At 55.7% G+C, this 22,383-nt stretch carries 31 protein-coding genes; 16 read left to right on the top strand and 15 right to left on the bottom strand.

All coding sequences use genetic code 11. The features are described 5' to 3' along the window. Positions 1 to 83: 83 nt before the first annotated feature. The 7 genes from PPRO_RS05505 to PPRO_RS19350 all read right to left on the bottom strand — a co-directional run bounded on the left by PPRO_RS05505 (position 84) and on the right by PPRO_RS19350 (position 4,507). A complete protein-coding gene (locus PPRO_RS05505) occupies positions 84 to 299 on the bottom strand; it encodes a hypothetical protein (protein WP_041532159.1) in 216 nt (71 codons plus the stop codon). Then, a complete protein-coding gene (locus PPRO_RS05500) occupies positions 296 to 2,023 on the bottom strand; it encodes a hypothetical protein (RefSeq protein ID WP_157039947.1) in 1,728 nt (575 codons plus the stop codon). Before PPRO_RS05500 ends, PPRO_RS05505 begins: the two co-directional genes overlap by 4 nt. Then, entirely contained in the window at positions 2,011 to 2,844 is an 834-nt protein-coding gene (locus PPRO_RS19355; RefSeq protein ID WP_011735048.1) for a CHC2 zinc finger domain-containing protein, read from the bottom strand. The genes PPRO_RS05500 and PPRO_RS19355 overlap by 13 nt, the downstream gene beginning before the upstream one ends. Before the next feature lie 29 nt (positions 2,845 to 2,873). Beyond that, positions 2,874 to 3,125, bottom strand: coding sequence for a helix-turn-helix domain-containing protein (locus tag PPRO_RS05490; RefSeq protein WP_041532158.1), 252 nt, complete (start codon positions 3,123 to 3,125; stop codon positions 2,874 to 2,876). A gap of 17 nt (positions 3,126 to 3,142) precedes the next feature. Further along, complete coding sequence (locus PPRO_RS05485) at positions 3,143 to 3,364, bottom strand: hypothetical protein (protein ID WP_041532157.1); 222 nt, start codon at positions 3,362 to 3,364, stop codon at positions 3,143 to 3,145. 133 nt (positions 3,365 to 3,497) lie between these two features. Then, on the bottom strand, positions 3,498 to 3,767 hold the full coding sequence (locus PPRO_RS05480) for a hypothetical protein (protein ID WP_011735046.1): 270 nt from the start codon (positions 3,765 to 3,767) through the stop codon (positions 3,498 to 3,500). Next, positions 3,764 to 4,507, bottom strand: a complete 744-nt coding sequence (locus PPRO_RS19350) for a BRO-N domain-containing protein (RefSeq protein WP_011735045.1) — start codon at positions 4,505 to 4,507, stop codon at positions 3,764 to 3,766. The genes PPRO_RS05480 and PPRO_RS19350 overlap by 4 nt, the downstream gene beginning before the upstream one ends. A gap of 377 nt (positions 4,508 to 4,884) precedes the next feature. Between PPRO_RS19350 and PPRO_RS05465 the strand changes: the two genes are divergently transcribed. From PPRO_RS05465 to PPRO_RS05455, 3 genes are all read left to right on the top strand, one after another. Then, complete coding sequence (locus PPRO_RS05465) at positions 4,885 to 5,454, top strand: helix-turn-helix domain-containing protein (RefSeq protein WP_011735044.1); 570 nt, start codon at positions 4,885 to 4,887, stop codon at positions 5,452 to 5,454. 319 nt (positions 5,455 to 5,773) lie between these two features. Beyond that, on the top strand, positions 5,774 to 6,025 hold the full coding sequence (locus tag PPRO_RS05460; RefSeq protein WP_011735043.1) for a CopG family ribbon-helix-helix protein: 252 nt from the start codon (positions 5,774 to 5,776) through the stop codon (positions 6,023 to 6,025). Continuing rightward, positions 6,016 to 6,309, top strand: coding sequence for a type II toxin-antitoxin system RelE/ParE family toxin (locus PPRO_RS05455; RefSeq protein WP_011735042.1), 294 nt, complete (start codon positions 6,016 to 6,018; stop codon positions 6,307 to 6,309). Before PPRO_RS05460 ends, PPRO_RS05455 begins: the two co-directional genes overlap by 10 nt. A 100-nt stretch (positions 6,310 to 6,409) precedes the next feature. On the opposite strand, the gene PPRO_RS05450 is transcribed toward PPRO_RS05455, so the two are convergent. The 3 genes from PPRO_RS05450 to PPRO_RS05435 all read right to left on the bottom strand — a co-directional run bounded on the left by PPRO_RS05450 (position 6,410) and on the right by PPRO_RS05435 (position 9,539). Further along, positions 6,410 to 6,772: a helix-turn-helix domain-containing protein gene (locus PPRO_RS05450; protein ID WP_011735041.1), complete on the bottom strand. Its 363-nt coding sequence runs from the start codon at positions 6,770 to 6,772 to the stop codon at positions 6,410 to 6,412. After that, complete coding sequence (locus tag PPRO_RS05445; protein WP_011735040.1) at positions 6,741 to 7,016, bottom strand: type II toxin-antitoxin system RelE family toxin; 276 nt, start codon at positions 7,014 to 7,016, stop codon at positions 6,741 to 6,743. Before PPRO_RS05445 ends, PPRO_RS05450 begins: the two co-directional genes overlap by 32 nt. A gap of 1,527 nt (positions 7,017 to 8,543) precedes the next feature. Next, complete coding sequence (locus tag PPRO_RS05435) at positions 8,544 to 9,539, bottom strand: YhdH/YhfP family quinone oxidoreductase (RefSeq protein ID WP_011735038.1); 996 nt, start codon at positions 9,537 to 9,539, stop codon at positions 8,544 to 8,546. Between the two features lie 126 nt (positions 9,540 to 9,665). On the opposite strand from PPRO_RS05435, the gene PPRO_RS05430 reads away from it, so the two are divergent. Beyond that, positions 9,666 to 10,019: a winged helix-turn-helix transcriptional regulator gene (locus tag PPRO_RS05430; RefSeq protein ID WP_041532153.1), complete on the top strand. Its 354-nt coding sequence runs from the start codon at positions 9,666 to 9,668 to the stop codon at positions 10,017 to 10,019. Between the two features lie 438 nt (positions 10,020 to 10,457). Here the strand turns inward: PPRO_RS05430 and PPRO_RS05425 are convergent, their stop codons facing one another. Next, positions 10,458 to 11,816 (bottom strand): IS1182 family transposase, encoded by a 1,359-nt coding sequence (locus PPRO_RS05425; RefSeq protein ID WP_011733975.1) that lies wholly within the window; start codon positions 11,814 to 11,816, stop codon positions 10,458 to 10,460. 381 nt (positions 11,817 to 12,197) lie between these two features. Then, the gene (locus PPRO_RS05420; protein ID WP_011735036.1) at positions 12,198 to 13,556 is read right to left on the bottom strand and encodes an IS1182 family transposase; all 1,359 of its coding nucleotides are present in this window, start codon (positions 13,554 to 13,556) and stop codon (positions 12,198 to 12,200) included. A 177-nt stretch (positions 13,557 to 13,733) separates the two neighbouring features. Between PPRO_RS05420 and PPRO_RS05415 the strand changes: the two genes are divergently transcribed. The 4 genes from PPRO_RS05415 (at position 13,734) to PPRO_RS20810 (ending at position 16,402) form a co-directional block, all read left to right on the top strand. Continuing rightward, the gene (locus PPRO_RS05415; protein ID WP_011735035.1) at positions 13,734 to 14,798 is read left to right on the top strand and encodes an alkene reductase; all 1,065 of its coding nucleotides are present in this window, start codon (positions 13,734 to 13,736) and stop codon (positions 14,796 to 14,798) included. Positions 14,799 to 15,057: 259 nt separating this feature from the next. Continuing rightward, positions 15,058 to 15,711: a flavodoxin family protein gene (locus PPRO_RS05410; RefSeq protein WP_011735034.1), complete on the top strand. Its 654-nt coding sequence runs from the start codon at positions 15,058 to 15,060 to the stop codon at positions 15,709 to 15,711. A 27-nt stretch (positions 15,712 to 15,738) separates the two neighbouring features. Next, entirely contained in the window at positions 15,739 to 16,158 is a 420-nt protein-coding gene (locus PPRO_RS05405) for a hypothetical protein (protein ID WP_041532152.1), read from the top strand. 19 nt (positions 16,159 to 16,177) lie between these two features. Then, the gene (locus tag PPRO_RS20810) at positions 16,178 to 16,402 is read left to right on the top strand and encodes a hypothetical protein (protein ID WP_157039946.1); all 225 of its coding nucleotides are present in this window, start codon (positions 16,178 to 16,180) and stop codon (positions 16,400 to 16,402) included. Positions 16,403 to 16,418: 16 nt separating this feature from the next. On the opposite strand, the gene PPRO_RS05400 is transcribed toward PPRO_RS20810, so the two are convergent. Genes PPRO_RS05400 through PPRO_RS05390 form a run of 3 tightly spaced genes read right to left on the bottom strand, consistent with a single transcriptional unit; the run spans position 16,419 to position 17,626 of the window. After that, entirely contained in the window at positions 16,419 to 16,853 is a 435-nt protein-coding gene (locus PPRO_RS05400; protein ID WP_011735032.1) for a hypothetical protein, read from the bottom strand. A 33-nt stretch (positions 16,854 to 16,886) separates the two neighbouring features. Next, the gene (locus tag PPRO_RS05395; RefSeq protein ID WP_049759645.1) at positions 16,887 to 17,375 is read right to left on the bottom strand and encodes a DUF721 domain-containing protein; all 489 of its coding nucleotides are present in this window, start codon (positions 17,373 to 17,375) and stop codon (positions 16,887 to 16,889) included. Beyond that, positions 17,372 to 17,626, bottom strand: coding sequence for a hypothetical protein (locus PPRO_RS05390; RefSeq protein WP_041532151.1), 255 nt, complete (start codon positions 17,624 to 17,626; stop codon positions 17,372 to 17,374). Before PPRO_RS05390 ends, PPRO_RS05395 begins: the two co-directional genes overlap by 4 nt. A 74-nt stretch (positions 17,627 to 17,700) precedes the next feature. On the opposite strand from PPRO_RS05390, the gene PPRO_RS05385 reads away from it, so the two are divergent. The 8 genes from PPRO_RS05385 (at position 17,701) to rplS (ending at position 22,378) form a co-directional block, all read left to right on the top strand. Then, complete coding sequence (locus PPRO_RS05385) at positions 17,701 to 18,009, top strand: DUF3343 domain-containing protein (protein WP_011735029.1); 309 nt, start codon at positions 17,701 to 17,703, stop codon at positions 18,007 to 18,009. 171 nt (positions 18,010 to 18,180) lie between these two features. Further along, on the top strand, positions 18,181 to 19,542 hold the full coding sequence (ffh, locus tag PPRO_RS05380) for a signal recognition particle protein (protein ID WP_011735028.1): 1,362 nt from the start codon (positions 18,181 to 18,183) through the stop codon (positions 19,540 to 19,542). A gap of 57 nt (positions 19,543 to 19,599) precedes the next feature. After that, positions 19,600 to 19,857, top strand: a complete 258-nt coding sequence (rpsP, locus tag PPRO_RS05375; RefSeq protein WP_011735027.1) for a 30S ribosomal protein S16 — start codon at positions 19,600 to 19,602, stop codon at positions 19,855 to 19,857. Between the two features lie 69 nt (positions 19,858 to 19,926). Next, positions 19,927 to 20,157 carry a KH domain-containing protein gene (locus tag PPRO_RS05370; RefSeq protein ID WP_011735026.1) on the top strand — a complete coding sequence of 77 codons (231 nt, stop codon included), beginning with the start codon at positions 19,927 to 19,929 and terminating at the stop codon, positions 20,155 to 20,157. Further along, the gene (gene rimM, locus PPRO_RS05365; RefSeq protein ID WP_041532150.1) at positions 20,158 to 20,679 is read left to right on the top strand and encodes a ribosome maturation factor RimM; all 522 of its coding nucleotides are present in this window, start codon (positions 20,158 to 20,160) and stop codon (positions 20,677 to 20,679) included. Further along, positions 20,676 to 21,422, top strand: coding sequence for a tRNA (guanosine(37)-N1)-methyltransferase TrmD (gene trmD / locus PPRO_RS05360; protein WP_011735024.1), 747 nt, complete (start codon positions 20,676 to 20,678; stop codon positions 21,420 to 21,422). The genes rimM and trmD overlap by 4 nt, the downstream gene beginning before the upstream one ends. Further along, on the top strand, positions 21,403 to 21,975 hold the full coding sequence (locus PPRO_RS05355) for an RNA methyltransferase (RefSeq protein ID WP_011735023.1): 573 nt from the start codon (positions 21,403 to 21,405) through the stop codon (positions 21,973 to 21,975). Before trmD ends, PPRO_RS05355 begins: the two co-directional genes overlap by 20 nt. A 43-nt stretch (positions 21,976 to 22,018) precedes the next feature. Then, positions 22,019 to 22,378, top strand: coding sequence for a 50S ribosomal protein L19 (gene rplS / locus PPRO_RS05350; RefSeq protein WP_011735022.1), 360 nt, complete (start codon positions 22,019 to 22,021; stop codon positions 22,376 to 22,378). Positions 22,379 to 22,383: the final 5 nt, after the last annotated feature.

Raw genomic sequence — 22,383 nt, 5'->3', positions numbered from 1 at the left:
CTGCCGCCTCCCTGTCCTGGTGAAATAGGCTAACTTCAGACCAGCGCGGTCAGTGGCAGGTTCTTGTGGGTCAGCTACCTGTGTCACCGATGCTCCATATCTGGTGTGTCCGGCTCGCCACCGGCTCCATGATTCATGCTTCCGCACAATGGACAACGGGAGGCACCCGACAGGTCAACCGGCGCAAAATCGAACATAACGGCGTTCGGATCCCTGTCCCACAGGGCGACCAGCATCCCCATACGCGGGCGCACGGGGCGCTTCCGGTTGTGTCCGTTCTTCCTGGTGGCGCGTCTCATTCCGGCAATTCCTCCTCATCGAATACGATCTCATCGGCCACGGCGGCGGTCGGCTTTTCAACCGTCCATCCCGACGGCTGCGTACCGGCAGCGGTCGCGGCCCAGCTCGGCGGTGGCTCGCCCTTGATGATCCGCGCTGTATGTCCCTTGTTGGTATGCTTCCCGAACTCGAACCTGATGCCGAACTCTTCCAGGTTCGGCCGGAGACGTTCGAGCCGCCTCCTGAAGGTGTGGCTGGTGGGGAAGGAATAGTCGTTCCTGTCCGGCTGAACGATAGCGGCCAGCCGGTCGATAAGCTCCTTGAACGTGCCCGCCACCTCTCCCTGCTCCATGCCGCCCATAAGCTGCACCAGTCCTGACATAAGGCTATCGTTCTCCAGCAGGCTGTCACCCAGCTTTGCCGAGTTGCCGCCATATGCTCTCAAGAACTCATCGCCACGGCCTCCCAGCGCCTCGGCCACGGCATAGCCCCAGCGGGCGAAGTCCGCCATGCGGGGGTAGCTGGCAAGGCTCACCGTTGGCTTGATCTCCATGGCCCTGCTCAGAACATCGGCGATACCACCGAGTATGCCGGGCAGGTCGGCATCGAATGCCGCGTTGATCTCCTCCTCCAGGCGGCGACCGGTGGGCTTGATCCGCTCCAAGTGAATGGTAATGGAACGGTCCAGGAGGTCCGGGCGGTTGGTCAGGGCGTTGATGCCGTTGAGGATCACGCGGGGATTGCAGGGAAGGACGATGGTGTCCATATCCGTGTGCAGCTGCCGCTTCTCGATGTAGGCCGCCGTGATCGCCGAACAGAGCCGGTCGGCCCTGGCAGCATTGACAGACGAAATATTGTCCAGCGCCAGACAGTGATGCTTGTACAGCAGCAGGTCGAAGTCATCGTCCTTCTTGGGCATCTCCTGGAGTTCGGTGGCGGAAGGGTCAATGATGCGCTTCAGCAGTTTGCAGAAGAATGATTTCCCGGCCCCCTGGCTGCCGGACACGAGTAGCGCCGGATACGGGATACGCGGCACGAACGAACCGATGATCCAGACCATCAGCAGCAGGCGGTTCTCCTCAGTCACGTTGACGTGCTCGAAGAAGCGCCAGGGATCACCCCCGGTCACCGGGTCCGGGTGCGGTTGTTGAGTGGAGAAGTTTCGGAAGAACACCGGCGCGTCCGTGTCGATCTCCCAGCCATCCGGCCCCATGGACAGGGCGCGGCGGTTCTTCAGGTCATAGTAGTAACGCCCGTCGTACTCGCCGACACGGGTGAAGAGTTCGATCTCCATACCCGTCTGCTTCGCTTGGGCGGCCAGCACCACCACGGCGTTGTTGAATCCATCCTTGCCCAGCGTCTCATCCGTGGTTTTGTAGTAGAGCAACGCCAGGCGCTGTTCCAGGCTGCTGTTTTTCCCCAGGTGTTCCAGCGGACCATCGGCGAAGGAGATATAGGCCTCCCCCAGGTTGTCCCAGTAGAGGCGGATTTCATCGGCCATGCCGTCGAGGATCTTCAACAGCCGCCTGCCGCCCCGTCCCTCGCTGGCGGCCTTGGGCGATTCGGCGGAGTCGGAATCTTCGGGAGACTTGCGTGGTCTTCCGCGTCCCCGCTTTGCCGGTGGATTCGATGTGGTGGTTGACGCTGTTTCGGATGTGGCTGACGGGCGGTCCGTGGCCGGTGTCCATTCCGGGGCGCTGCGAACCAGTTCGAGAAGAAGCACCTTGTCATTCATTTTGTCCACGCCCAATCCAGGATGTCGCCCTTCGGTGGCAGGCCCGGCAGTCTCACGATCTTCACCGAAACGGCGATACCGTGCAGCGCCGTAGCAATGGTGGTGGCGTAGGTCTCACCGGCCTCGTCGTTGTCCGGAAGGATGACGACATGCTTACCAGCCAGAACCTCCACAAACTTCCGCTGTTTTTTGTCCAGCTTCGTCTGGGCCCCGCTGTCCAGGCAGGTGGCCACCAGCCCCCAAGTTGCCAGGTGGTCGGCCTTCTTCTCTCCCTCCACCACGAACACCAGGCCATCGGGAGGGACCTTCACCAGGTCGGGCAGCCGGTACGGCAGCGGATCGCCGCCGCGCCCCTTGTGCGGCTCCTTCCTCTCCTTTGAGAGGTAAAAGCCCTGCCCCGGCTTTACCCCATCGCCGTGGAAAAACAAAAAGTCTTTCGACCTGCCATTGAATCCAGGCTCCACCCGCTCCTTCCAGTAGGCGAGCGTACCATCAGCGTGGCGATAGGGGTACTTGCCGGTCACCTTGAACTTCGGTTTCTGGGGAGAGTCCTTCAGACCTGCCCGCTCCGCCATCCAGGCGCATGCAGCGGCGAAATCCAGCCCCCGGCACTTCATCACCAGGTCGAAGAGCGTGCCGGTTGTTCCGCACCCCCGGCAGTTATGCAGGCCGGTGGACAGCTGGACCGACATGCTGGGGTTCGAGTCGTCGTGATAGACGCAGTTCACCAGCACCTGGTCGGTCCCCACCGGCTTCATCTCCGGCAGCAGCTCCCGGACGAGCGTCGGTATGTCCGTCGACGCCAGAATTTTTTCTTTGTCCAGTCCCACGGTAAAGCCCCTTGTCGATCAGTTGGTTATCAGCGGGCCTCTACACGGCATGACTCCATCCACTTGATCAGGTCCGTCTCCTTGATGCGCCTCATCTTACCGGCGATTTTGTACGAAGGCAGGGCGCGCTTCAAACACAAGCAATACAACGTGTTTTCCTTCAGCGCCGAGATTTCAGCGGCCTCCTTGATGGTCAGCCAGCGGTCGGGACCAGCGGCGGCGGTGATATTAGCAGCGGCAGCTTCATGATTTTTGCCCGTTTTGGATGTGTCTTTCGCCATGATATTTTTCCTTTCGATCAGCATGTTTTCAGCGCGGCAATACTTTCAGCCGGAAAGAGGACACCAAGCACCAGAAACAACTTCACTTCCGGTGAGACGTCTGACAGCAGCAATCGTTTTATCTGGTTGACTTGTGATAGGGCGCGGTGCGCGCTCCGGTATGATGGGGAGATACTGTCCATCGATCGTTTCAACCTTGCGACCTTGTATGAGTGCTCTTGTGTGCCGGTTTCCAGCATGGTATATTCTCCTTAGGTGTTTGTTGCCCCTTCAAGGGCGGCATTTCCGGCCCCGTGTTGCAGCACGGGGCTTCTTTTTTGGCACATCTTGGTGGCGACTACTAAATGAACTGCCCGCAACCTTATGACTCGATCAGGCATTGAAATCCGCCCGTAATTCGCTGAACTCCCGGAAGCCGGGAAAGCAATCCATGAAAGCCATTGTCAGCCGGGAGTAGTACTGCGCGACCGTCAGCATCCTGGTGTCGATCTGGATCATCACCCCCAGTGCATCAGCTTGCTGTTCCGCCTCGATCAGTTCATCAACCTGTCCCCGCATCGTCTCGCACTCCTCTTGAAGGGCCAGGTGTTCAGACGATTTCACCAACAGATCCACCAGCTCCTTGCTTATTTTCAACCTCACAGCGCCACCTCTCTTCTCATGGATAGCTGGGCATTGTCGGCAAGCTGGCGCGCCGGATTGATCTTCCGCGCGTAATCGCAAATGGCAACTTTCGTATCTTGAAAGATTTGCCGGTAATGTTTTCCGGCCGCTATGCCGCCCTTAATGATGCCAACGCAGACCATTTCGGCGCTGCTGACAATGGAAAGCTCCAGCACATCTAGAAAATCACGGGTGACGCCATTAGAAGCTGCGGGCGGAGCAATACCAAGCTCACGGTAGATCATTCGGGTGTAGTTGACGAAGTACTGGTCGGCATGCCTCGAATCCTGCTTGCGGGCATACTCAACGAACTCGCGTATGACATCGGTGAAAAGTCGATGACAGAACTTGCCGCCATGTCGCGTACCTTGCCACTCGGGGTCGCGCCGCATGATGTTGTAGAAGCCGGTCTTCCGGATCGCCGGGAGGACTTCGGCGACAACCCACTCCTCGAATCGCTCGGCAGCGGGGAGCTTTGAGCGCATGATGAGACGGTAGAGATCGCGCTCCGGGATGATGGTCATTTCCTGCAATCCGCCACCTGTAGGGAGCATTGATTTAATGCCCCCTTTGCAGAAGTCCCGTATTGCGTTGCGTGGTGCGGCATACCCCAAAATCTCAGCCACATCCTTTCCCACGAACCACGGCTCGCCATTCCTCTCGATGGTCCTCACGGCTGCATCCTCGAAACAAAACACCTGCATCTGATTCCGGTTCATTCACAAATCTCCTTTCGCGTGTTCACGTTCACCGCGCCCCGGACATCCGATGAGGTAATCAGCGTCTGAACATCCTGGAGCAACATGGAGAGTCCCCACAGCACGTCACACGCCGGGCAGCTGTCGCGGTCTTCTGCTATGTAGCGCGTTAACGCGATGGCGGCGGACAACTTCCAAGTAGCGATTTCGCGGTGTTGTGGTGTCATGTGTTGTTGACAGGTCTCTGTTATTTCGTTTTGAATGGGCTAGGTTGTGTGGTACACCCTTTAAATCCATCTATGGAAATGCACCACAGACACCAAATCCTATGATGGATTTGATGCCTACATGCTTACGATCCTATGATGGATTTGTCAATATTATTTTGAGGTAGGGCTATGGCCAAAGGAAGCGGCAGCGGAAAAACACCCGAAAGACTAGTGGAATACATAAATAAGGCTATTGCAGAGAAGGGTCAAAAAGCGCTTGAAATTGAAGTAGGTTTGAGCACTTCCATGATTAGCAGATACAAAAGAGGGATCGGAGAGCCTACGGCATCAACATTGCAGAAGTTTGCTGATTACTTCGGAGTGAGTGTTTGGGAGTTGCGAGGGGATGACTTTTCTTTAGAGTTGAACAAGATGTCAACATCTTATGAAACAAGCAACGGAACCATCTCTGAAAACATCGATATTGACTCTATAAACGGAGAAACAAAAAAGACTCTTCTTCGCTTATCAAAGGATTTGTTGCTTGATATTCTTTCAAGAGCCACTGGAAGCCCAAAAGAAGAAAAACAATATGTTGTATCTCTTAATATTGAAAACGGAAAACTTGTTGGTGCCACAGCAAGACCTATTGCAGAAAACGAGACGGACACGAATGCAGGTACGGCATCAAACCGTGACCCAGACAAACCTGTCCGCAGCAAAGCAACAAATAAAAATGACAAAAGGAAGACTAACTGAAGCCCTACCACATCAATGTCGTTCCGCTCCGAGCGTCTGCTGTTTTCGGCCTGGTCATTGATGCCGGATACGGGAAACGGAGATGGTTGACCAGAATCATCTGCATGCGCGACATGCAAGAACGACACAAGCCCCCTACGATCTTCGCAGGGGGCTTGCTTTTTTAAAGGGTTACGTCCGGTTCATCTCACCGGCATCAGCAACAGCCTGGTGAAAGAGCCAGGCCAGGAGACCAGCCCCACCGGCTGCATTGACGGGCAGCTCTCCATTGTGGTTAAATGTAGTGCGTCGCAATACAAGTCCACACAGGAGAGACCCAATGCAAAAGGCCCCGGCAAGAGACACCATCTCCCTTCGGCTTTCACCCGGAACAAAGCAGAGGATAGAGCGACTCGCCAAGGCCACCCGCCGCTCGAAAACCTTTGTCATCGAGGAGGCCATCACCAATTACCTGAATCTGAACGAATGGCAGGTGCAGAGTATTCTTGAAGGAATCAAGGAGGTTGAGGCGGGAGAAACGACCCCCCATGATGCGGTTCTTGCCAAGTGGGAGGCCAGAGCTTGCGAGTAGAATGGACAACGGGAGCCCAGCGAAACCTTGACTCCATCGAGCGCTACATTGCCAGGGACAACCCCACCGCAGCAGCAAAGACCGTCCTCAAGATCGTCAAACGAACCTTCAGCCAACTATCAACCCAGCCCTCCAGCGGCAAGCCCGGCAGGATCGACGGAACGCGCGAACTGATCTTTACCGAGTTCCCCTACATCGTCATCTACACGGTACGCCAAGACGCTGTCTTCATTCTCCGAGTATTCCACACGTCCCAATGCCTTGAAAACCTGCCGGAACAATAACCTGGTGAAGTAGCTCGGCCACAGACCAGCACGGCCAGCGTCAGTCCGTTGTGGATCAACTCCGGCAGCGGTGCCGGAACCGGCAGACCGTGCAGCCCTCCTACAGAAACAGCCGATAGTCGCAGTGAAGCGCGGCGGCCAGCTTCTTGGCGCGTTCCTTTCCTATCTCCCGCTTGCCGTGCTCCATCTCACTGATGTGCCGCTGCGGAATGCCCGTCGCCTCCGCAAGCTGCTTCTGGGTCAGGTTTTCTCGACCCCTGGAACCGCGCAGGACAACAGCCGGTTTCGTCTCTCCTGGGAAGGTCTTGACGAAGAACTCATCAAGGGTAATGCTCCCCTCATCGCCTTTTTCCGGCTCGATGCTGGCGACATACCGCTTGATCCTCTCCACGTTGACGGGATGGACCATCAGCGTCAAAGGGACGCGACTATCAGTAGGGCGCTTTTTCGTGCGTGCCAACATATACGATCTCCACGGTAATCAGCTCTTTTTCTTCCTGCCAGACAGCCACATACGTGGGTTTCCCCTTCTTCAAGTGGCAGTGATGCCGGTTACCCGGCAGCTTTGAATAGTTCGGCCAGTCTCCCCGCACCGGGCCATTCTCGGCGATATCGGCCATGAGAAACAGCAGCTTCTCCGCCACCTTCCGGGGCAATACCGCAACCTGTTTCTCGGCTTTTCCGCGAATCCTCACCACCCATTTCATGTTTCAATCTGTATACCTTTTTTGTGTATCTTGTCAAATATATTCCCCCTCCCTTCTCCCTATCACGGGTGAGTGCGTAACATCAGGCGAGAGGCAACCGGAAGCTGACCAGCGACCACAGCGCCAGCCAGCCGCCACCAGCCGCTGCTCAACCATCTCCTGAATTCCGCTGTTGGTGGGGAGGCGGTGTTTTACCGCCCCCCTTGCAGAGCGGCAGTTCCCACGGATCGCCGATCAGGCGGTTCCGCTGTCACAGCCATGGTTGCCACCTGGACGTTACAAAACAACCGCCCAGGCGCGGCACTGCTTCGCCTGGTGCGTGCTTCGTGCCGGTGCCGTCCACGGCCACCACCCCACGACCTGATGAAAGAATCCGGCCACGGAACGAGGCGACGTCCGACGCCTCAAAGGAGTGACAAAGTTAACATATACAAATTCCAATCACGACTTTGTCACCGACTTAACCTTTCGCTACTATTCGGCTTTCCGGCCAAAAGTGAGGAAGTGACAAACTTGGCCCTTTTATTTAAGGAAAATATAAATAAAAAAACAGGGAGAGCATCGACAAAGAGCTGGTAAAACGGCTGGTTATGCCTCATTTATTTTTCAGAAAAAAATACCAAAAAATACCCTGGGCGGAATCGGCTCCGGCAATGGCGGCAGGACCGGTACTAGAGGTGCAAGGGGGACTCTACTGCCTGGTTCAACCACGGCCTTCTGGTGAAAGGATCCAGCCAGAGGACCAGCCCGACCAGCAGCAGTTCGTTGTGGATCCACCCCGGCTATTCGGTGCCGGTGGCCCTAATGGCCACCATAGCCAGGAGGAGGAAGACGGAAGGGGTGTCATGTAAACTGTCATGTGGCGTTCGGGAAACCAGCCTCAACCAATCAACTCAACAAACAGGCAACGCCCCGCAACTTCCCATATTATCGAGGTTGTCAATATAACAACATCCAATAATTCAGACAAAAATGGCCTTCTAAGCCGTAGGTCATAGGTTCGAGTCCTATCGGGCGCGCCAATCACTAGTGAATCCGAGTACCCGGGATGGGGTACTCGGATTCTTTGTTTGTGCAGCACTGTTCACCCCACACGCCATCTTCGCCAAATCACCCACCAACCCCACCAGCCTGCCATCCACACCGATCTTCTTCAGCACCCCTTAGTCCCTCCCCATGAGGGGGGGATTCCAGGCCAGTGCAACGATCACACGGACAACACTGGAATCTTTCATGAAGCAGAGCGAAACCGCGCGAGCCGACCGATGCCGCTGACGCTCGCCCTGCCCCTTTTCGCGCAGTTTTCCCGGAAACAGCCACAAACGCTCCTAATTTTCATGAGCAATCGCATGTTTTTCACGGAACCAGAGAAAGCATCCCAACCATGCAGGTGTTCCCAAACCAGACCAGAGGGGATGTGATTACGCAATCGATCCCATATAACAAAGAGTAGCACACCTAACCAGGCCGGTGGAGCGGTGTACCCCGCTCACCGCCCACACCGTTGGTCGCATAAATGAAAATAAATCAGGACAACCGCACAAGTATACGTCTTTTGAGCCCGCCCTTCAGCATCGACTGAATCTTATCCTCAAGTCCTTCAAGACCAACCTCTTCGACCATCGACTCAAGAGCAGTGAGTTTCCATTTCGTTGCCATATTGCGCCAAACTTCAGTGCGGTGAGTCATCGGACATTCAGCGGAATCAATCCCGATCAGTCGTACTCCTCTGAGAATAAATGGAAAAACATTCAGCGACAGATCGCTGGAACCGACAAGTCCGCAGCAGGTTACAATTCCTCCGGGCTTGGTCGATTTGATGGCAGCCGCAAGCATCTCACCACCGACACAATCGACAACCCCGGCCCAAAGGGGCTTCATCATAGGCCGTTCACTTCCCTGTGTGACATCGTTCCGCTCGATCACATCAGCTGCACCGATTGACTTTAAATAATCTGCTTCCGTCATTTTCCCAGTGGCGGCGACTACCTGGTATCCAGCTTTTGCAAGAATTGCAACCGCAAGACTACCGACACCACCCGTTGCTCCGGTGACCAGTATTGGGCCATCTTCCGGTTTTACCACACCCTGCTCAATTTCGTAGATCGAAAGTGCTGCGGTCAATCCGGCAGTTCCCAACATCATGCTTTCTCTTAAGCTAAGGCCAACCGGAAGCTTTAATGCCCATTGGCTCGGCACCCGGATTATCTGCCCGAAGCCGCCATCGGTATCCATGCCGAGATCATAACTCGTGACAATTACCTGATCACCGGGAACAAAACTGCCATCGCTGCAGCTAAGCACTTCACCGGCAGCATCAATCCCCGGTGTGTGCGGATAGTTGCGGGTTACGCCGGGATTACCCATGGCAGAAAGAGCATCCTTGAAATTGAGAGATGAATAGTGGACCAGGACGAGCAACTCACCGGCGGGGAGGTCATCAATTTGGCGTTCGACAATCGTGCGAGTAAAGACCTTCTTCTCTGGTTGTATAACCAACAGTGCCTTGAATGTGTTTGACATATTTTCTCCCTTTGTGATTTATTGAACTGATTTTAACAAACTAGGTGAATATGGTATTATACGCAAGTACAGACAAATTAGTAATGTAGTAACCAAATAGATACTATGCTGATTACAAAGGGGTTTATGGTGAGAGATCCGGACATTCGTTGTGGCGTTGAAGTTACCCTGGCGGTCATGGGAGGCAAATGGAAGGGGCTGGTGCTCTGGCATCTGCGACTCAAAACCCTTCGCTTCGCTCAGTTGCAGCGACGTCTGAGGACAGTTACCCAGAAGATGCTGACACAGCAGCTGCGCGAACTTGAAGCGAACGGACTTATCCACCGGCAAATATACGCCGAGGTCCCGCCGCGCGTCGAATACTCCTTAACCGATGAGGGACGAAGAGTTGTTCCGATACTGGAATTGATGTGCCAGTGGGGTCAGGATTATCTACAGAAGACAGAGGGTGTCACCCTAAGTTGCACTAATGAACAGTGAACAGACCGGAGGGTCAGCACTTACAGAGTGGAATGACCTGAAAACACGATTCCCAACCAGTCGGTTGCACGCCGCCCCGCCCGGAAAACCGACCGGGCAAAGCGGGTGAACCGGGCACCCCGTTACAAGCTTTCAACATTAGGTTTCCCAATTCCAGGCAATGATCGACCAGACTTAGACAAGAACACAATGGTCGTTTTCATGGAGATTTTTTGTAACACAATTGGTTGAAGCCACGAAATTTACACCCCAAACTCAAATCAAAAAATCAGCGAAGACTAGGAGTCTGTCGGGCTTGACCTCAGGGGCGCCCTCTTTTGTGGCCAAGCCGATTAAAAAAGTTCCGTATGTGTTCGTCTTCCCACCGGCAACCTGGTTAATTCAGCCCTTTCAGCGATGACTGCGGTTATTACAGGCTGATTTTCGCTATTTCTCATTCTATCCGGCCAAGACATGCAGCCGTTTGATGTTGTAGGCCATGCAGACGAGGTTCCATTCGCCTTTTACTGCTTCAAAGCCACGAAGAAGAAAGCTTCTGAATCCCATGACCGCCTTGATGATGCCGAAGACCGGTTCCGAGGTGACTTTTCGCTGGGCGTAGATCGCCTTGCCGGAAGGTGTCTTCAGGCGATGCTTCATTCTGGCCACGGAATCGGCATCTTCGGGTAACGGCGGCGGTTCGGCAAAGCGCTCCATCAGTGGCACGTTGTGACTCTGCCGGTCTACGGCAATGTAGGGAGTTATCCCGTTCTCCTCACAGGCAGTTACATTGGTTTCGCTGAAGTAGCCACTGTCAGCTACCAGATCGGTTGCCTTGCCAAGCTTCTCAGGCAGCGCCGCCAGGTTCTCCAGGGTCGGTGTCAGCTCCTGTTTGTCATTGGGATTCTGGGTAACATGGGCCGAAACGATGAGCTTTGATGCTGTATCCACACCGGCCTGGGCGTTGTAAGTCTGCTCGAATCCGCCACCGGAGGTCGGCATGATCCGCGACTCTTCATCGGTCAGATTGACCTGATCTTTGGCAGTGGGGCCGGATTTGGGCGGTTTCGGCTCTTTCCCCTTGGCCTTCTTGCCCGTTGCCTGCTCCTTCTTGGCCCGTTCGGCGACTTTCTTCTCATAAGCGGCCTGTTCACGAGCATGGCGCTCAGCGGCTCGTTTTTCGATCTCGACCTTGGCTGCGGCAATGGCGGAAAGACGCTTTTCCCGACGTTCCAGTTCTTCGGGGATGTTCATGCCGTCCGGAATATCGGCACGGTCCGCTGCCTCGGCCTTTTTGAGCAGTTCGCCAACCTCAGCCTTGATCTGCTCTTCAAGCTTGCAGGCATGCTCATAGCTCAGCGCCTTGTGCTTGGAGGCGTTCGCCTTGATTTTGCTGCCATCCAAACTAACGTTGCCCAGTTTCAGCACCTCCATCTGATGAGCGATCAGCAGAATCTGGGCAAACAGCTTGTTCAGTTGCGGCAGAAAACGCCGGCGGAAGGTGGCAATGGTATCGTGGTCAGGATGACTGTTTGCCGCTATGAACCGGAATGCCACGGAGTCGTAGGTGCTGCGCTCAAGCTTCCGGCTGGAGAATACGCCTGTCGCATAACCGTAAAACAACAATGCTACCAGCATCTCAGGGTTATAGGGCTGCGAGCCTCGGCCGGCATAGGTAGCTTTCAAAGAGCGCAGGTCGAGCTGTTCGACAATTTCGACCACAAACCGGGCCAAGTGCTTTTCTGGTAGCCAATCCTGCAGCGATGGCGGGAGCAGATAGGGTGTTTCCCGGTCAACTTCAATAAACTTTGATTTCATAGTCAACCCCGATACCTAACCAGTTGATATTACCGGACAAATATACGGGATACACCAAGAAAACGCAAGCTAAAGCTGACGACTTATTCAATAAATACAGCAGGTTAACCAATTGAAAACGCCCTGGAGATGACGGCTGAATGCGTTAAGCCCGACAGACTCCTAGAAGATTTGCTACGCTGAGCCTATCAAGTAAGAATGTACGCCCAGTCAGATCATGGCTAGGAGTCTGTCGGGCTTGACCTCAGGGGCGCCCTCTTTTGTGGCCAAGCCGATTAAAAAAGTTCCGTATGTGTTCGTCTTCCCACCGGCAACCTGGTTAATTCAGCCCTTTCAGCGATGACTGCGGTTATTACAGGCTGATTTTCGCTATTTCTCATTCTATCCGGCCAAGACATGCAGCCGTTTGATGTTGTAGGCCATGCAGACGAGGTTCCATTCGCCTTTTACTGCTTCAAAGCCACGAAGAAGAAAGCTTCTGAATCCCATGACCGCCTTGATGATGCCGAAGACCGGTTCCGAGGTGACTTTTCGCTGGGCGTAGATCGCCTTGCCGGAAGGTGTCTTCAGGCGATGCTTCATTCTGGCCACGGAATCGGCATCTTCGGGTAACGGCGGCGGTTCGGCAAAGCGCTCCATCAGTGGCACGTTGTGACTCTGCCGGTCTACGGCAATGTAGGGAGTTATCCCGTTCTCCTCACAGGCAGTTACATTGGTTTCGCTGAAGTAGCCACTGTCAGCTACCAGATCGGTTGCCTTGCCAAGCTTCTCAGGCAGCGCCGCCAGGTTCTCCAGGGTCGGTGTCAGCTCCTGTTTGTCATTGGGATTCTGGGTAACATGGGCCGAAACGATGAGCTTTGATGCTGTATCCACACCGGCCTGGGCGTTGTAAGTCTGCTCGAATCCGCCACCGGAGGTCGGCATGATCCGCGACTCTTCATCGGTCAGATTGACCTGATCTTTGGCAGTGGGGCCGGATTTGGGCGGTTTCGGCTCTTTCCCCTTGGCCTTCTTGCCCGTTGCCTGCTCCTTCTTGGCCCGTTCGGCGACTTTCTTCTCATAAGCGGCCTGTTCACGAGCATGGCGCTCAGCGGCTCGTTTTTCGATCTCGACCTTGGCTGCGGCAATGGCGGAAAGACGCTTTTCCCGACGTTCCAGTTCTTCGGGGATGTTCATGCCGTCCGGAATATCGGCACGGTCCGCTGCCTCGGCCTTTTTGAGCAGTTCGCCAACCTCAGCCTTGATCTGCTCTTCAAGCTTGCAGGCATGCTCATAGCTCAGCGCCTTGTGCTTGGAGGCGTTCGCCTTGATTTTGCTGCCATCCAAACTAACGTTGCCCAGTTTCAGCACCTCCATCTGATGAGCGATCAGCAGAATCTGGGCAAACAGCTTGTTCAGTTGCGGCAGAAAATGCCGGCGGAAGGTGGCAATGGTATCGTGGTCAGGATGACTGTTTGCCGCTATGAACCGGAATGCCACGGAGTCGTAGGTGCTGCGCTCAAGCTTCCGGCTGGAGAATACGCCTGTCGCATAACCGTAAAACAACAATGCTACCAGCATCTCAGGGTTATAGGGCTGCGAGCCTCGGCCGGCATAGGTAGCTTTCAAAGAGCGCAGGTCGAGCTGTTCGACAATTTCGACCACAAACCGGGCCAAGTGCTTTTCTGGTAGCCAATCCTGCAGCGATGGCGGGAGCAGATAGGGTGTTTCCCGGTCAACTTCAATAAACTTTGATTTCATAGTCAACCCCGATACCTAACCAGTTGATATTACCGGACAAATATACGGGATACACCAAGAAAACGCAAGCTAAAGCTGACGACTTATTCAATAAATACAGCAGGTTAACCAATTGAAAACGCCCTGGAGATGACGGCTGAATGCGTTAAGCCCGACAGACTCCTAGAGGAGGTCCTTATGCCAACATTATTCGATCCCATTACAGTTGGCGCTCTGCGCCTGCCCAACCGAATTATCATGGCGCCCATGACGCGAGCACGTGCCTCTGCCGACACTCGTGTTCCCCTGCCAATGATGGCGGAGTATTACTCCCAGCGTGCCACCGCTGGTTTAATTATTTCTGAGGCCACTGTGGTTGACCGCATGGGTGTGGGTTATGAAGCAACTCCGGGCATCTGGTCGCACGAACAAGTCGAGGGATGGAAGTCTGTTACCAAGGCCGTTCATGATGCTGGGGGACGCATCTTCCTTCAGCTTTGGCATGTGGGGCGGATTTCCGATCCCAGCTTCCTGGGCGGCAAGCCACCAGTCTCGGCCAGTGCCATTGCGGCCAAGGGGCATGTTAGTCTTCTACGTCCAAAACGACCATATCCAGTGCCGCATGCGCTGGAACTGCACAAAATACCGCAAATCATTGCCGCCTACCGCAATGGTGCGATCAATGCAAAAACCGCCTGTTTTGACGGTGTGGAGATCCACGGAGCTAACGGCTATCTGCTAGACCAGTTCCTGCAGGATAGTACGAATAGGCGAACGGATGCATACGGTGGCTCACGGGAGAACCGGGCGCGCCTGATGCTTGAGGTTACCGATGCCGTCGTTGAGGTCTGGGGAGCTGGGCGGGTAGGCATGCATCTCGCTCCGCGAGCGGACTTTCATGACATGGGTGATTCCGACCGTCTTGCCACCTTCACGTATGTGGCGCGCGAGCTCGGTAAACGTGGTCTTGCTTTCATCTGCGCCCGCGAGGCACGCCTCGAAGACAGCATTGGTCCCCTCATACGGGAAGCATTCGGAGGTGCATATATCGCCAACGAGAGCTTCACCCGCGAAACAGCCGAGCAGGCACTGGCGGATGGAGTTGCCGATGCCGTTGCTTTCGGCAAGGCGTTCATCGCCAATCCCGACCTGGTTGCCCGGTTCGCCGCGAATGCCCCTTTGAACGCCTGGGATGACAAGACGTTTTACGTCGGCGGTGCCAAGGGCTACATTGATTACACGACGTTACCTCATGCTATTTGAAACCACCTCATCAGGGAGGCGCCGGTGGTGTGCGATGTGTTGTCAGAGACCCACACTATTGTATCCTCGAAGTTGATGCCATTTTAGCTGCACGCCGGTTGAACAAGAGACCCCTAACAGCCAGAGGTAAATGGTTATGGCCGGATAAGAGCATGCTCGAATTGGTCAGTACCCTGTAGCCACAAAATAGAAACCTCATGCTTCAGGTTTGCCGACAGCACTTCACAGTCTTGATTTTCACTGCTTATGGAGGCTTCACATGAAAGTATATGCAATCAACGGCAGCCCGAGAAAAAACTGGAATACGGCACTGTTGCTCGAACATGCCCTGTCAGGAGCCGCGTCCCAGGGGGCGGAAACGGAACTCATCCATCTCTACGATCTCAGCTACAAGGGGTGCATCAGCTGCTTTGCCTGCAAGCTGAAGGGAGGAAAAAGTTACGGCAAATGCGCGATGAAGGACGGACTTACCCCTGTGCTTGAGAAACTGGCACATGCAGACGCGTTTATCCTGGGTTCACCGATTTACTTCGGCACGGTGACAGGGGAGATGCGATCATTCATGGAGCGGTTGCTTTTCCAGTATCTGGCGTACACCAGGCCACCGAGTACAATTTTTGAGCGAAAGGTTCCGACGGCTTTCATCTACACCATGAATGTCTCGGAAGAGATAATGAAGGAATACAACTATCCTGTGCATTTGGGGATGAACGAAAACTACCTGACCAGGATATTCGGACAGGGCGAAACGCTCTGTTCCTTTGAAACGCTCCAGTTCGAGGATTACGACAAGGTCGTGTTCAATTACTTCAATCCTGAAGAGCGCAGGCAGCGCCGCATCAACGTATTTCCGGAAGATTGTCGAAAAGCTTCCGAGCTGGGGGCCAGATTGGCACGTTCAGCGAGGCCGTAATCCTTGTTTCATGACCAACACTCTCCGATGAACATAAGAAGAGGTGATGCTATCTTTCTCAAGGCTTTTGCAATCTGGGTTTCATTCATCCCCATAGCCATACTGAACGGACTGATTCGTGAAAGGATTCTTGTTCCCATGATCGGCCACCGTTTCGCCCTACCCCTCTCGGGGATTTCCTGCGCATCGCTCTTTTTCCTCCTTACCTACCTTGCGCTTCCGTGGCTCGGGACTCTCAAAGTTGTTCAGTATCGGATGATCGGATTAGGCTGGTTTGTAATGACAGTTCTATTCGGGTTCCTGTTCGGAAGATTGGTTGCCCACAAATCATGGGGTGAACTATTCCAGGCATATAACATCCTGACAGGAAACCTCTGGTTGCTGGTGATGGCGGTTATCGCTGTTTCTCCCTCTATCGCTGCACGAAGCAGGGGGCTCATAGAATAATCGACAGAGGTGAATCATCATGACTTTAGTACAGCGAATGCCGGTTCTGTTCATCGGTCACGACAACCCAGCGCGGACTCTAATCAAATTGTTATTCGAAAAGGCGCGTGTTTTTGGCAGAAAACCACTGCAGGAAAAAAGTGTGCATCCCTGCACCCGACTTCTTCACTTTGAGCGCGCCAGTAAATCCAAGGGGGTTACGATTCTCACCGTAACCCCCTTTTTGTACGCAGGCGCATCGTGACAAGGCGAACAGCGCCCTAATCCCCGGCAACCGCCCTGATAAAACCGTTCTTGTCCTCCACCAGCGCGGTAATGAGGAACAGGGGGTTCTGGGGGACCTTAAGGACATCGGGAACTTCCGTTTCCTGGCCGGAATCCTCCCGGTAGCGGTAGGCGATCTCGCCGGCAAGCTCCTGGAACATCTCCTGAAAGAGGGTCGTCTCGGGGTTATAGAGCTCGGTCACCCTGCAGAGCCCGGTCAATGTTTCTCCGTCGGACTCCATGCTGAAGCGCTCGGGCACCGGCATACGCATGGCCAGCACGAAATCGCTGACGGCAAGCTGCTTCAACAGGGCCATCTTCTCCTCATCCGTGCCGCATGCATAGTAAGCCCTTCCGGCAAGGCCGTAGACGACCTTGTCGTTCGGTTCGTGAATGGCCCACAGGTTAAAGATCATTTCACTGCTGCTCATGTGTTCTCCTGTTTTTTGTGATGTATGGGCAGATCACTGCCGCTTTTCCGTACCGCTCTCAAAACTGGCCCTCATCAGGGCGGCAAACGCCTCCCTGGTTTCGGGATCCTCTATCGCGGTGGACTGCTTGGCGATGAACTCTTCCTCCTGAGGCGTAAGCGGCTTCCTGCGGGGCGGTTCCTCAACCGGGGCGGGCTCGGCGACAGCAACCTTGCCGGACCTGAGGACGATCTCCCTGACCACCTCCGCCCCCAGGCGTTCATTCAGTTTTTCCTTCATCACTCCCTTGAGGAAGCTCAATTCCTGCATCCACGGCCCGCTGGAAACCACCACGGTGAGGGTGCCATTGATGATGCGCAGCGGCTGGGACCTGCTGGCCACCACGGGGCCGACCACCTCGGGCCAGTGCCGCCAGATTTCCACATCCCGCAACCTCCCGGCCAGCCCGGCAATGGCAACCCCCTCCTGGAGAAGATCCGCCATCGGCCGGGGAAAGGCCATGCGCGGCCGCTTCCTCTTCACCGTTTCCTCCAGGGCTTGACGCCCCCCCCAACCACCTGACCCACCAGGGACCCACCCAACGTATACGGGATCAGATGCCAATCAACCCCGGCCGCAAAACGCATCAAAACGATGAAGGGGATCGGAAGGTGGATCAGCAGGAACCACATGAAGGAATACTTTCTGTAATACTGCCGGATGTAGCCGCAGGGGACACTGGCAATAAACGCCAGAAGGACGAGACCGTTCCTGACAGGGATTGATGCTTGCATGTAGCCGCTCCTTTCGTGCATAGTAGGGAGTCGTCTACGCTTTGTCAATCCAATGCAACGGGTCATGAATCGCCATGAACAACCGACTGATGCTTCAGGAAGGACACCTGCTGGCTGTGTTCAACTCGGCCCACCGGGTGATGAAAGCCGAGAGCAGGCTGAAGGCGCTAGGGCTAGCGATCCTGCTCATTCCGGCACCGCGTCAATTACAGACTGATTGCGGACTGGCAATCCGCTTCACCGAGGAGGAGCGGGCCGACATCATGGCCGCACTGGAACGGGAGAATTTACTGCCTGAATTCATCTCCCGCCGTGAGGAGGAGCGGTTCGTCACCATCTGGAATCTTACCGAGGACGGCGCAGCGTCCCACGGGACGCCGTGACGTCATTCCCACTGCCCCTGCCGGAAAGGGCCACAGTCGCACCCCTCGACAAATCCCGGCACAGCGGGCGACAGGAGCGCGGAAACCAATTATTTCTTGACAGTTTCCGGAAACGTACTCTATAGTAAGCCCCTTTATTATCCTTCGTGCATCAGGAATCCGACAAACGCCATGTTCGACAGCCTCTCAGAAAAACTCGAATCGGTATTCAAAAAGCTCCGCGGCCAGGGAGTGATGACCGAGGACAATATCAAGGAAGCGCTGCGCGAAGTGCGCTTGGCGCTGCTTGAGGCGGACGTCAACTTCAAGGTCGTCAAGGATTTCGTCGAGAGCGTCCGCGCCAAGGCCGTCGGCACCGAGGTGCTGCAGAGCCTCTCACCTGGCCAACAGGTGGTCAAGATCGTCAACGATGAACTGGTGGCGATCATGGGCGGACACGAGGACAACAGCATCAACCTGGCGGCAAAGCCGCCGGTTTCCCTGATGATGGTCGGCCTGCAGGGGGCCGGTAAGACCACCACCTGCGGGAAACTTGCCCTGCATCTGCGGGGCAGGAAGCGCAGGCCGTTGCTGGTTCCGGCCGACGTCTACCGCCCCGCTGCAATTGACCAGCTCAAGATCGTCGGCAAGCAACTGGGGGTCGCGGTATTCGACTCTTCGGCCGACCAGAAGCCGGTGGACATCTGCAGCGCTGCCATGAAGTTCGCCGAACTGAACGGCTTCGACACCGTCATCCTGGATACCGCCGGACGCCATCAGATCGACGATTTCCTGATGGGTGAACTGGCGGAGATCAACGAAACCATACGCCCCGCAGAGATCCTCTTCGTGGCCGACGCCATGACCGGGCAGGAAGCGGTCAATGTGGCTGCCGGCTTCAACGATCGTCTCGGCATCACCGGCGTCATCCTGACCAAGATGGACGGCGACGCCAAGGGGGGAGCGGCGCTCTCCATCAAGGCGGTTACGGGAAAACCGGTCAAATTCGTGGGCATGGGCGAGAAGCTGGACGCCCTGGAGGTGTTCCACGCCGACCGCCTCGTGTCGCGCATCCTGGGAATGGGCGACGTCCTGACCCTGGTGGAGAAGGCCCAGTCGGTCTTTGACGAGAAGGATGCCGAACGGCTCAAACAGAAGCTGAAGAAAAACCAGTTCGACCTGGAGGACTTCCTCGCCCAGCTCCAGCAGATACGCAAGATGGGTTCCCTGGAGTCTATCATGGGCATGATTCCGGGCATGGGCAAGATGATGAAGCAGATGCAGGGCGCCCAGCCCAGCGACAAAGAGATCAACCGCATCGAGGCCATCATTCGCTCCATGACACCGGGTGAGCGGGCAAACCACAGCATAATCAACGGCAGCCGCCGTCTGCGCATCGCCAAGGGGAGCGGCACCAGCGTCCCGGAGGTCAACCAACTGCTGAAACGGTTCACCGAGGCGCAGAAGGTGGTCAAGCAGTTGCAGAAGCTCGGTCCCAAGGGGCTCCTCAAGGGGATGGGCGGACTCGGAAAGGGAAGACTTCCCTTTGGCTAACACAACGGAGCAGACTTTTTAAATAATCGAACAGAGAATCAAATAGGAGGATTCACCATGGCAACAAAGATCAGGCTTGCACGCGCAGGCGCAAAGAAGAGACCGTTTTACCAGGTAGTAGTCGCCGACGAGCGCAGCCGCAGGGATGGACGCTTCATCGAAAACATGGGCACCTATGACCCGACCAAAAACCCTGCTGTGTTCAAGCTGAACGAGGAAAAGATCCTGGCATGGCTCAGCAAGGGCGCACAGCCCACCGATACCGTACGGCAACTGCTCAAGAAGGCCGGCATCCTGGACAAGGCAACGGCTTAAGCAGATCCGGCATATCCTTGCATCCACCTCCGGTACGCCGGATATTCTATATGAGCAGAGGAATCCGACATGAAAGCACTTGTTGAAACCATTGCCAAGTCACTCGTCGATGACCCCAATCAGGTCCAGGCTGCTGAAGAGATGGAAGAGGATACGCTGGTCATCAAGCTGACGGTTGCAAAAGAGGATATGGGGCGAATTATCGGCAAGGAAGGGCGCACGGCCAAGGCCATCCGCACCATACTGAACGCGGTTTCCACCAAGGATAACAAGAAGGCTATCCTCAAGATCGTTGAATAGATGATTGATTCCGAATCCTTGATTCCCGTGGGCAAGCTCGTCGCTACCCACGGGATCAGGGGAATGCTGAAGTTACACTCCTATTCGGGCAGCGTGGAGAGCCTGTGCACCTGTGACAGCGTCATCCTCAGATCCCGTGACGGAGCGCTGAACCGGTTCGAGCCAAAACCTGTCCTTCCCCGCCCGGGAAAGTTCCTGATCGGCTTCAAGGGAGTGGACCATATTGACCAGGCCCAGACGCTGGTGGGAAGTGAGATCTGCCTGCGGCGGGACCAGCTGCCCGAACCGGAAGAAGACGAGTATTACTGGTGTGACCTGATAGGACTCGAGGTCGCGACAGTGGAAGGCATGGCGCTGGGCGTTCTCGAGGAGATATTCAAAGCCGGCAGCAGCGACATCTATGTAGTCAGGGGCGCTGGGCGCGAATACTTGATCCCGGCCATAGCCGATGTGATCCACAGTGTCGATCTGGAGATGGGCCGGATGCTGATCACCCCGCTGGAAGGCCTGCTGGATCTATGATTTTCGACATACTGACCCTCTTTCCCGGCATGTTCCGCGGCCCCTTCGACGAGAGCATCATCAGGCGGGCCAGGGAAAAACAGCTCATTGACATCAGCCTGCACAACATCCGTGACTATGCCCTGGATCGGCACCAGGTAACGGACGATGCTCCCTACGGAGGGGGCGCCGGCATGGTGATGAAGGTTGAACCGCTCTCCGCCTGCATCCAGGCCGTGAAGACTCTTCGCCCCGCATCCACCGTGGTGATGACCTCCCCCCAGGGGCGCCCCCTCAGTCATGGGGTTGCCCAGGAACTAAGCCGGCGTCAGGGAATGATTATCATCTGCGGACGCTACGAGGGGGTTGACGAACGCATCCGTGACCTGTACGTGGAAGACGACATCTCCCTGGGAGACTTTGTCCTCTCCGGCGGAGAAATCGCCGCCATGGCCATCGTGGACGCGGTCACGCGCCTGATTCCGGGCGCGCTGGGGTGCGACGAATCGGCTGCGACCGACTCGTTCTGCGACGGTCTCCTGGAATATCCACAGTATACGCGGCCGCCTGAGTTCATGGGGTTGTCGGTGCCGGAGATACTGCTGTCGGGAAATCACGAGCTGATCAGGAAGTGGCGGCGCGCGCAATCCCTGGGGAAGACTGCCAGATTGCGGCCAGACCTGCTTGCCAAAGTCGCGCTTAATGACGAGGACCGCAGGCTTCTTAAGGGACTGGAACAAGAACATGGCTCAGCCGTCCGCTAATCTGGCTATAGCCCTGTTGCACCACCCGGTGTACAACAAGAGGCGCGAACTGGTCACCACGGCGCTGACCAATCTGGACCTGCACGACATCGCCCGATCCAGCAGGACATTCGGCCTGAGCAGGTTCTACATCGTGACCCCCTCTCTGGAGCAGCGCCGCCTGGCGGAGCGCATAACCGGGCACTGGCAGGAGGGATGGGGGGCGACATACAACCCCGACCGCCGGGAGGCCCTCTCCATCGTCAGGATCTGTGCGACGCTGCAACAGGCGGTTGCCGAGTATCAGACAGGCTTCAACGCGCCGGTGCGCACCGTGATCACCGGCGCGGCGCAGCGTTCAAACAGCATCGACTGGACAAGCCTTCGCCAAAGGCTGGATGAACAGCAAAACCCGCACCTGCTGCTTCTGGGAACCGGATGGGGCCTGACCGAGGAGTGCTTCCAGGCTGCTGATTTCATACTGGAGCCCATTTCTGGGGCAGGCAGTTACAATCATCTCTCCGTCCGTTCGGCAGCGGCAATTCTGCTGGACCGGCTGATGGGATCACGATAGATTCATACAATTGCAACAAAGAGAGACATGGAGGAAGATACTGATGAATACCATTGATTTTCTGGAATTTGAACAGATGAAGAAGAACGTCGCACCGTTCAAGGTCGGCGACACCGTCAAGGTGCAGGTCAAAATCGTCGAAGGCGATAAGCAGCGCATCCAGGCCTACCAGGGCGTGGTCATATCCCGCCAGAACGGCGGCATCCGCGAATCGTTCACCGTCCGCAAGATATCCAACGGCATCGGCGTCGAGAGGATTTTCCCGCTCCACTCCCCCATTCTGGAGACTGTCGAAATCGTGACCCGCGGCCACGTACGCCGCGCCAAACTGTACTATCTGCGCAAACTGCGCGGCAAGGCAGCCAGGATCCGCGAGAAGAAATACGTACCCATCGCCAAGTAGCACGG

Origin of the sequence: Pelobacter propionicus DSM 2379 (genome assembly GCF_000015045.1) — a bacterium.
In the GTDB taxonomy this organism is placed as follows: Bacteria; Desulfobacterota; Desulfuromonadia; order Geobacterales; family Pseudopelobacteraceae; genus Pseudopelobacter; species Pseudopelobacter propionicus.
The sequence above is the reverse complement of the archived record's forward strand: the minus strand, read 5'-3'. Positions and strand labels throughout refer to the sequence as shown.